The sequence below is a fragment of the Mesorhizobium sp. M0830 genome, assembly GCF_040319965.1.
Classification (GTDB): domain Bacteria; phylum Pseudomonadota; class Alphaproteobacteria; order Rhizobiales; family Rhizobiaceae; genus Mesorhizobium.
This window is the reverse complement of sequence record NZ_JAMYOR010000020.1, coordinates 91,506-100,050: the sequence shown is the minus strand read 5'-3', so window position 1 is coordinate 100,050 and position 8,545 is coordinate 91,506. Positions and strand designations below refer to the sequence as shown.

Genomic DNA, 8,545 nt, shown 5'->3' with positions numbered 1-8,545 from the left:
GCCGGAAGGGCGGACCAGCAGGACGACACGCGCGACGACATAGGCGAACCAGCGCTCGATGCCGCCGCCGAATTAGGCGCCGATATAGACCACGGCGAGCTTCTCGCTGGCGCCGATCAAGAGGCCGCCGACGATGGCGCCGAGGATGGAATCGAAGCCGCCGAGCACCAGCACGGGCAGCGCCTTGAGCACCACCAGCGACAGCGAGAACTGCACGCCGAGGCGTGCCCCCCAGAGCAGTCCCGCCACCAGCGCGACAAGCCCGGCGGCGGCCCAGACTGTCGCCCAGATCAAGGGCAGCCTGAGGCCGACCGCGAGTGCGGCGAACTGGTCGTCGGCGACAGCGCGGAAGGAGAGGCCGATGCGGGTATAGCGGAAGAACAGCGACAGCAGGACAACCATGCCGGCGGCGACCACGGCGGCGAAGATGTCGAACTGGCTGATCAGCACGCCGCCGATTTCCAGCGGCACGTCCTCGATGCCGAGATCGAGGCCGTGGACCTGCGTGCCCCAGATCAGCTGGGCGGCGCCCTCGATGATGTAGGACAGGCCGAGCGTCGCCATGAACAGGGTGATCGGCGGCTTGTTGGTCAACGGCCGCAGCACCGTGCGCTCGATGGCGATGCCGATGGCCACCATGATGGCGAAGGTGATCACCAGCGCCAGCGCGAACGGAACCCCACGCTCGACAAGGCTGACGAAGGTGAGTGCGGCGAACAAGAGCATCGCGCCTTGCGCGAAATTGAGCACGCCCGAGGTCTTGTAGATCAGCACGAAGCCGATCGCGACCAGCGAATACATGACGCCGGAAAGCAGGCCGCCGACGAGCACTTCGATGAAGAACTGGTAGTCGAAATCGGCGATCATATGCCCGCCCCGTCCTCATTGTCCGAGGCGACGCCGAGATAGGCATCGATGACGCGCTGGTCGTTTCTGACTTCCTCGGGTGTGGCGTCGGCGATCTTACGGCCGTAGTCGAGAACGGCGATGCGGTCGGACAGTCCCATGACGACGCCGACATCATGCTCGATCAGCACCACGGTGGTGGCGAAGCGGTCGCGCGCGGCGCGGACGAAGGCCGCCATCTCGCTCTTTTCGCTTGCTGTCATGCCGGCCATCGGCTCGTCGAGCAAAAGCAGGCGCGGCGCGGCGACCAGAGCGCGGGCGAGTTCGACCCGTTTCTGCAGCCCGTAAGGCAGTGTACCGGCAAGGCGATCACGAATAGCGGTAAGATCGAGGAATTCGAGGATCTGTTCGGCGCGGCTGAGCGAGTGGCGCTGCTCGGCACGCGAGCGGCCGATGCCGAGCACCTGTCCGGCAAAGTTGGAGCGGACCTTGTAAGCGAGGCCTGAAGCGACATTGTCGAGGACGCTGAGACCCTTGAACAGCGCAAGGTTCTGGAAAGTCCTGGCGACGCCCAGATGCGCCAGCCGCTGCGTCGGGACCTGAGCATAGAAGATGCCGTCGAGCTGGACATGGCCGCGATCCGGCCGATAAACGCCGCTGATGACGTTGATCAGCGAGCTCTTGCCGGCGCCATTCGGACCAATGATGGCGCGGATTTCGCCGGGGCGAACTGACAGGTCGATGTCGGCCAGTGCCACGACGCCGCCGAACGACAGACCGATGCCTCGAAGCGAGAGCAGTGGAGAAGCGGCACCGGCAGCGGACCCTGCCGGCTCGCCACAGTCCTCGGACTGCTGCTGCGGCAGGCCACGCGCAAAGACTTCCGGTGCATAGGCCGAAGCCTCCATCACTCCTAAGGCGTAACTGGGCAGAGGCATTCCAACAGTCCTCGATGTCTTCAGCAGGCGCGCAAGTCCCCGTGGCCGCTCGACGGATCGAGCGTGCCGGGCAACCTTCATTCGTTTGCTGGCTGGAACCAGTCCGGCCAGGCTGTGGGGGCTACTCTGCCGCCAGCGACGCTGCCGCCTCGGCGTTTTCCAGCTCGCGAACGAGCGGGATGACATGCTTGCCGAAATACTCGACCTCTTCCTGGAAGTGCAGGAAGCCGAGCAGGATGAGATCGGCGCCGGCGCGCTTCAGGTCGACGATGCGCTCGGCGACCTGCCTCGGCGTGCCGATCAGGTTCGAACGGAAGCCGTCATTGTACTGGACCAGATCGTCGAAGGAGGATTTCGCCCAATTGCCCTCGCCCTCCGGAGACGCCTTGCCGGCATTCTTGACCTCATGGCCAAAGGCGTTGACCGCCTCGGGATTGGCCTTGGCGATGATCTCGGCAAGCACCGCCTTGGCTTCGTCCTCGGTCTCGCGAACGACGGCAAAGGCGTTGACGCCGACCTTGACGGAATGGTTGTTGGCTCTCGCCTTGGACTGGATATCGTCGACCTGCTTCGCGATCTCGGCCGGCGTGTTGCCGTTGGTGAAGTACCAATCCGAGACGCGCGATGCCATATCGCGCGCGGCACGTGACGATCCGCCCTGGAAGATTTCGGGCAGCGGATGCGGCGGTTTCGGCTTCAGCGAATATTCGTTGAAACGATAGAAATCGCCGCGGAAGGTGAAGCTGTCTTCGGTCCATATTCCGCGCAGCGCACGGATGAATTCCTCCGAGCGGCGATAGCGCTCGTCATGGTCGAGCCAATGCTCGCCGATGGCGTGAAACTCGCCGCGGAACCAGCCGGAGACGAGATTGATCGCCACGCGGCCGTTGGTCAGGTAGCTGATGGTGGCGATCTGCTTGGCCGCCAGAGCCGGGTTCCACGGTCCAGGCAGGATCGCTGCGATAACCTTGAGCGTCGTGGTCGCCGCCAGCAGATTATGGCTGAAGGCCACCGATTCATGCTGTTCGTCGGCGCCGTAGCCGGCGGTGAAACGGATCTGGCTGAGCGCGTAGTCGAAGCCGGACTTCTCGGCGATCTGCGCCAGCTTTCGGTTGTACTCGGCCGAATGATTGGTGCGCTGCTCGATGTTGGAAATCACCAGGCCGCCCGAAACATTGGGCACCCAGTAGGCGAATTTGATCGGGTCGGCTTCTGCGTGTGCCATAAACTGTCTCCCATTCAGGCCGTGTCGTTGATCGGTCCGGACCGATGCCGGTCTTCGCCATTATTTATTATGTTTATAGAATATATATACAAAGAAGGATTTTCCGTTTTTGGGGCCCTCATGGGACGGAAATACCAATTTCTGCTCAGCAGGTTGCCGATGTCAGCCCGCGAGCAGCATTGGCACTGACGGCCGGCGGCAGCGCTTCGACCAGCTTTGCAATTTCGGCCGCGACGTTCTGGGCATGGCGGGCGACCTCGGGCAGGCCCATAAGTTCGCCGAAAGTCCCTCGTGCCAGCGGGCCCGCGACGAAGAGTGTCGTGACCGACCTGCCATCCCGGTCGACGGCGCGGCTGTCGAGACCCGTCTCGATGCCAAGCCCGTATCGGTCAGCCTTGATCAGCCCGGCTTCAGTCAGCGAGCGCAATGCCGGGTTCAGTTGTAGCGCCTGCTGATGCGCCGGGCCGGTGGTGTTGATGATGGCATCGAAGCGCGTCGTCTCGATCCGCGTCTGCCCGCGCCGTTGAAAGCTGACAGCCAGGCTGCCGTCCTCATCGTTCGATGCGACAAGCCTGGCAGCGATGGTTTCGAATGTGCCGGCCGCATGGCGGCGGTCGAGCACGGAAGCGACCTGCGGGGCGATCCTGAAGCGATGCACGTCCCAGAACACCCGCAGCTGGCGGACCAGCCTTGCCCGCTCCGGTGGGGCAAGTGCGGCCCACAGCACCGGGCCCTGCAGGCGCAGCTGGTCGAAGACGGACTGCCAGTTGACATTGGCCACATGTGCCGCTGCCAGCGTCGCGCGAATGTTCTTGAGCAGGCCAAGCGCCGTCGTGGCCGGTGCGGACGCAAAGTCGCCGAAGGGTTCGCCCCTGATGTCCGGGTGGCCGCGCGAGCGCAGCCCGCGGCGCGACAGCGCCAGGATGCGGCCGCGATGGCCACGGCGGTCGAGCTCGGCGACCATGTCGGCCGAAGTCAGTCCGGAGCCGACGATCAGCACCTGTGCGTCCGGCGCGATCCCGGCAAGCGCGGCTGGCGCGTACGGATCGGCGATGAAACCCGATGCTTCAGACAGCGAGGCCAGTGCGGTGGGAATTCCAGGCTGCGGATGCGTCGCTGCCAGGACGACGATGTCGGCGGCAACCGATCCGCTGGGCGTGTACACAGTCCAGCCCGTCCCATCCGTCTCACGCGTCACGCGTGTCGCGAGACCCTCGACATGACGGATAACGCCGGAACTGAGATGGGGCGCCAGATGCTCGGCAACATAGCGGCCGAACACGCGCCGGCGCGGATAGGCATCGCCGTTCTTCCAGATGGCGTCCGGGTCGAGTTGCAATTCTCCGCTGCCAGTCAACCAGCGCGCAAAATGCTGCGGATCGTCGGGAGCCATGCTCATTCTGGCGGCCGGAACATTAACCCGATGCGACGGCTCCTCGGTGGAATAGGCAAGACCGCCGCCGAGCACCGGCCGCGGCTCGATCACGGAAGTCGACAGGCGCTCCGGCCAATAGCTTCGCGCCAGCTGCCAAGCTACCGCCGAGCCGGAAAAGCCGCCGCCGATTATGGCGACGTGCAATCGCGGGACCGAAGGCAGCGCGTTCACGAGGCGCTTGCGAGCGACTTCGGCCGGTGATCGCCGGCGATGGTCTCGCCGAACGGGCCGGTGTTGACGGACGAGGCGGCAAGTTTGACCGGATGATCGGTCGGCAATTTCGGCAGCACCAGTTCACCGAAGCGATAGGCTTCTTCGAGATGCGGGTAGCCGGACAGGATGAACGTGTCGATGCCGAGGCGTCGGTATTCGTCGATGCGCTCAGCGATCGTGTCGGGATCGCCGACAAGCGCTGTTCCCGCGCCGCCGCGCACCAGGCCGACACCGGCCCAGAGGTTGGGCGCGATCTCGAGCTTGGCGCGGTTGCCGCCATGCAGCGCGCTCATCCGCGCCTGGCCGACCGAATCCATGCGGGCAAAGACCTTCTGCGCCGAAGCGATCGTCGTGTCGTCGAGCCGGCTGATCAGCCTGTCGGCGGCGGCCCACGCCTCTTCGGTGGTTTCGCGGACGATGACATGCAGGCGAATGCCGAAGGAGAGCTTGCGGCCGGCCTTCTGCGCCAGTTCGCGCACGCCATCCAGCTTGCGCTCGACATCGGCGGGCGGCTCTCCCCATGTCAAATACTTGTCGATTTCCTGCGCCGCCACCGCGGATCCGGCGTCGGACGAGCCACCGAAATAGAGCGGCGGATAGGGCGTCTGCACCGGTGGAAACAGCAGCCTTCCGTCCTCGATGCGGAAATGCTTGCCCTCGTGCTCGACCGTCTCGCCGCTCAGCACCCGCTTGTAGATCTGCAGGAACTCCTGCGTCACCTCATAGCGCTCGGCATGCGACAGGAAGATGCCGTCGCCCTTATTCTCGAGCGGATCGCCGCCGGTGACGACGTTGATCAGCAGGCGCCCGTTGGAAATGCGATCCAGCGTCGCGGTCATGCGCGCGGCGAGCGTCGGCGACTGCAGGCCGGGCCGTACTGCGACAAGGAAACGCAATCGCTCTGTCAGTGGCACCAGCGCCGATGCGATCACCCACGAATCCTCGCATGCCCGGCCGGTCGGCAGCAGCACGCCGTAGTAGCCCAGCGTGTCGGCGGCCTTCGCCACTTGCGTCAGATAGGGCAGATCGACGGCCCTGCCGCCTTCCGTCGTGCCGAGATAACGGCTGTCGCCATGCGTCGGCAGAAACCAGAGCACCTTGATGCGTTCGGGAATATCTTTGGTCATGGCCTGCCTCCCGTGCGCCGACTGGCCTGGTCGGATATGGCTGGCTTGGTAAAGGGGGAGCGCAAAAGAGTGGGCATGGCGTGTCCTGTCCGGAGAAAACCAGATCGCCAGTGCAGATTGCTTATTCTATAAACTCTGTAGAGTTAGTTTATTCCAATTCCGTCGCCGTTATTGGAATTTCTCTCCGTCGCTCGAACCCGAACTATCGGCTGCGACCCTTTGATGGACCGTGGGCCGCTGCCTCGCCATTCCGAAACCCGGCTACGGCGGACAGGCGATCGAGCAGCATGAAGCCATTCTCGAGCTGGCAAGCCTTTGAGGAGGCGCGATTATCCGCAAGGAAGTTTGCAGGGGGACTGTTTGGTGGAGCCAATCGGGATCGAACCGACGACCTCTTGAATGCCATTCAAGCGCTCTCCCAACTGAGCTATGGCCCCACTTCCGGCAGTCAACCGGCGCCGTTTCCGGCGAAGAGATCCGGCGCGGGTTGGAGACCGCGCCGTTAGTGCAGGCGGCTTCTAACCCCGCCTTTCGTCAATATCAAGCCTTCGAGAGCCGCTTTTTCGCCACAGGCCACGAAAGCCTGCAAACGCCCACTTTCAAGGCCGATCAGACCTCGTCGTCGTCGTCGCCGACGCCGATCATGTCGGCAACGTCGTCGTCTTCTTCCTCTTCGTCGGCGAGGAAAGTATCGTCTTCGTCTTCGCCGAGATCGACATCATCCTCGTCGTCGCCAAGATCCGGCAGGTCGTCGCCCTTGACGTCCTCGTCGGCCTCTTCGAGCGAGACGACCTCGACGCCCTCTTCTTCCTCGGCATCCACTTCCTTCTCGGCCACTTCCTCTTCCTCCTCGAGGGCGGCAATCTTGCCTTCCTCGAAATAGGAACGCGGATAGGTCTTGCCGGTGTACGGCGAGACGATCGGGTCCTTGTTCAGGTCGTAGAATTTTCGGCCCGTCTCCGGGTCGATACGTTTTGTGCCAAGTTCAGTTTTTGCCACGGCAAGCCTCGTCAATAAAAGAGTGGTCCCCTTAACCACAGTTTGCAGCGCTGTCAAAGCGAAAAGCCGGCGTCACAAGACCATGCATTGGAAGGCCTCGCGTCAGTGACGACCACGGGGGATGACCATTTCGGCCCGCCGTGATACGAGACTGCCGCAACAAATGAAAAGCGCCGGCCCGCCGGCATTCCGTTCAGGGAAATTCCATGTCTCACGCCGCCGCTCCCAAGCCGGCCACCGCCCGCAAATCATCCGCCCTCTCCGGCACGGCTCGCGTGCCCGGCGACAAGTCGATCTCGCACCGCTCCTTCATGTTCGGCGGCCTTGCCTCCGGCGAGACCCGCATCACCGGCCTGCTCGAAGGCGAGGACGTGATGCGCACGGGTGCGGCCATGAAGGCGATGGGCGCGCATATAGAAAAACGCGGCGCGGAGTGGGTGATCCGTGGCACCGGCAACGGCGCGCTGCTGCAGCCGGAAGGCCCGCTCGATTTCGGCAATGCCGGCACCGGCTCGCGGCTGACCATGGGCCTTGTCGGCACCTATGACATGGAAACCACCTTCATCGGCGACGCCTCGCTGTCCGGCCGGCCGATGGGCCGGGTGCTCGAACCCTTGCGCCAGATGGGCGTGCAGGTGCTGAAGGCGACGCCCGGCGACCGCATGCCGATCACGCTGCATGGGCCCAAGCACGCCGCACCGATCACGTATCGTGTGCCGATGGCCTCGGCACAGGTGAAATCGGCGGTGCTGCTCGCCGGGCTGAACACGCCGGGCATCACCACCGTCATCGAACCGGTGATGACGCGCGACCACACCGAAAAGATGCTGAAGGGATTTGGCGCCAATTTGTCGGTCGAGACCGACGAGCGCGGCGTGCGCCACATCTTCATAGAAGGCCAGGGCAAGCTGACCGGCCAGACCATCGCCGTGCCGGGCGATCCGTCCTCAGCCGGCTTCCCGCTGGTGGCTGCACTGATCGTGCCGGGATCGGACATAACAATCGAAAACGTGCTGATGAACCCGACCCGCACCGGGCTACTGCTGACGCTGCAGGAAATGGGCGGCAAGATCGACATCCTGAACCCGCGCAACGCCGGCGGCGAGGACGTGGCCGATCTGCGCGTGCGCTACTCCGAACTGAAAGGCGTCGCCGTGCCGCCCGAGCGGGCACCGTCGATGATCGACGAGTATCCGGTACTCGCGGTAGCCGCCAGCTTCGCCGAGGGCGAAACGCTGATGCAGGGGCTGGAAGAGCTGCGCGTGAAAGAGTCGGACCGGCTGTCGGCCGTCGCCAACGGGCTGATGCTCAACGGCGTCGACTGCACCGAGGGCGAAGCTTCGCTCGCCGTGCGCGGCAAACCGGGTGGCAAGGGGCTCGGTGGACACCCCAACGGCCAGGACACGACCGTGCAGACCCATCTCGACCACCGCATCGCCATGAGCTTTCTGGTGATGGGGCTGGCCACGGAAAAGCCGGTTACCATCGATGATCAGGCGATGATCGCGACGAGCTTTCCGGAGTTCATGGGGCTGATGAAGGGGTTGGGCGCGGAGATTGGGTGACCGTTGATGGGCCGGAGCCAAACTGGAATGCTGGCGGGACAGCACCCCCCTCTGTCCTGCCGGACATCTCCCCCGCAAGGGGGGAGATCAGTCGACATCGCGGGTTTCGCCAACATTCAACGCTGCAGAATTGAGCGGAGCGCCAATACTGCCAATCTCCCCCCTTGCGGGGGAGATGTCCGGCAGGACAGAGGGGG

Annotated in this window: 6 protein-coding genes, 1 tRNA gene and 1 pseudogene; 1 reads left to right on the top strand and 7 read right to left on the bottom strand. The window is 64.0% G+C overall.

All coding sequences use genetic code 11. From position 1 onward, the window contains the following. The 7 genes and pseudogenes from NKI20_RS14755 to NKI20_RS14725 all read right to left on the bottom strand — a co-directional run. A pseudogene (locus NKI20_RS14755) lies at positions 1-867 on the bottom strand (branched-chain amino acid ABC transporter permease); the annotation flags it as partial. After that, positions 864-1,784, bottom strand: a complete 921-nt coding sequence (locus tag NKI20_RS14750) for an ABC transporter ATP-binding protein (RefSeq protein ID WP_352831501.1) — start codon at positions 1,782-1,784, stop codon at positions 864-866. The pseudogene NKI20_RS14755 and the gene NKI20_RS14750, both read right to left, overlap by 4 nt. Positions 1,785-1,905: 121 nt before the next feature. Next, complete coding sequence (gene sfnG, locus NKI20_RS14745) at positions 1,906-3,009, bottom strand: dimethylsulfone monooxygenase SfnG (RefSeq protein ID WP_352831499.1); 1,104 nt, start codon at positions 3,007-3,009, stop codon at positions 1,906-1,908. A 145-nt stretch (positions 3,010-3,154) separates the two neighbouring features. Then, the gene (locus tag NKI20_RS14740) at positions 3,155-4,615 is read right to left on the bottom strand and encodes an FAD/NAD(P)-binding protein (RefSeq protein ID WP_352831497.1); all 1,461 of its coding nucleotides are present in this window, start codon (positions 4,613-4,615) and stop codon (positions 3,155-3,157) included. Further along, a complete protein-coding gene (gene ssuD / locus NKI20_RS14735; RefSeq protein WP_023761482.1) occupies positions 4,612-5,784 on the bottom strand; it encodes an FMNH2-dependent alkanesulfonate monooxygenase in 1,173 nt (390 codons plus the stop codon). Before ssuD ends, NKI20_RS14740 begins: the two co-directional genes overlap by 4 nt. A 361-nt stretch (positions 5,785-6,145) precedes the next feature. Further along, positions 6,146-6,221, bottom strand: a tRNA-Ala gene (locus NKI20_RS14730). A gap of 172 nt (positions 6,222-6,393) precedes the next feature. Continuing rightward, the gene (locus NKI20_RS14725; RefSeq protein ID WP_023761480.1) at positions 6,394-6,783 is read right to left on the bottom strand and encodes a TIGR02300 family protein; all 390 of its coding nucleotides are present in this window, start codon (positions 6,781-6,783) and stop codon (positions 6,394-6,396) included. A gap of 206 nt (positions 6,784-6,989) precedes the next feature. Here NKI20_RS14725 and aroA point away from each other — a divergent pair, with 206 nt between their 5' ends. Then, positions 6,990-8,348, top strand: a complete 1,359-nt coding sequence (gene aroA, locus NKI20_RS14720; protein ID WP_352831494.1) for a 3-phosphoshikimate 1-carboxyvinyltransferase — start codon at positions 6,990-6,992, stop codon at positions 8,346-8,348. The last annotated feature ends 197 nt before the right edge of the window (positions 8,349-8,545 follow it).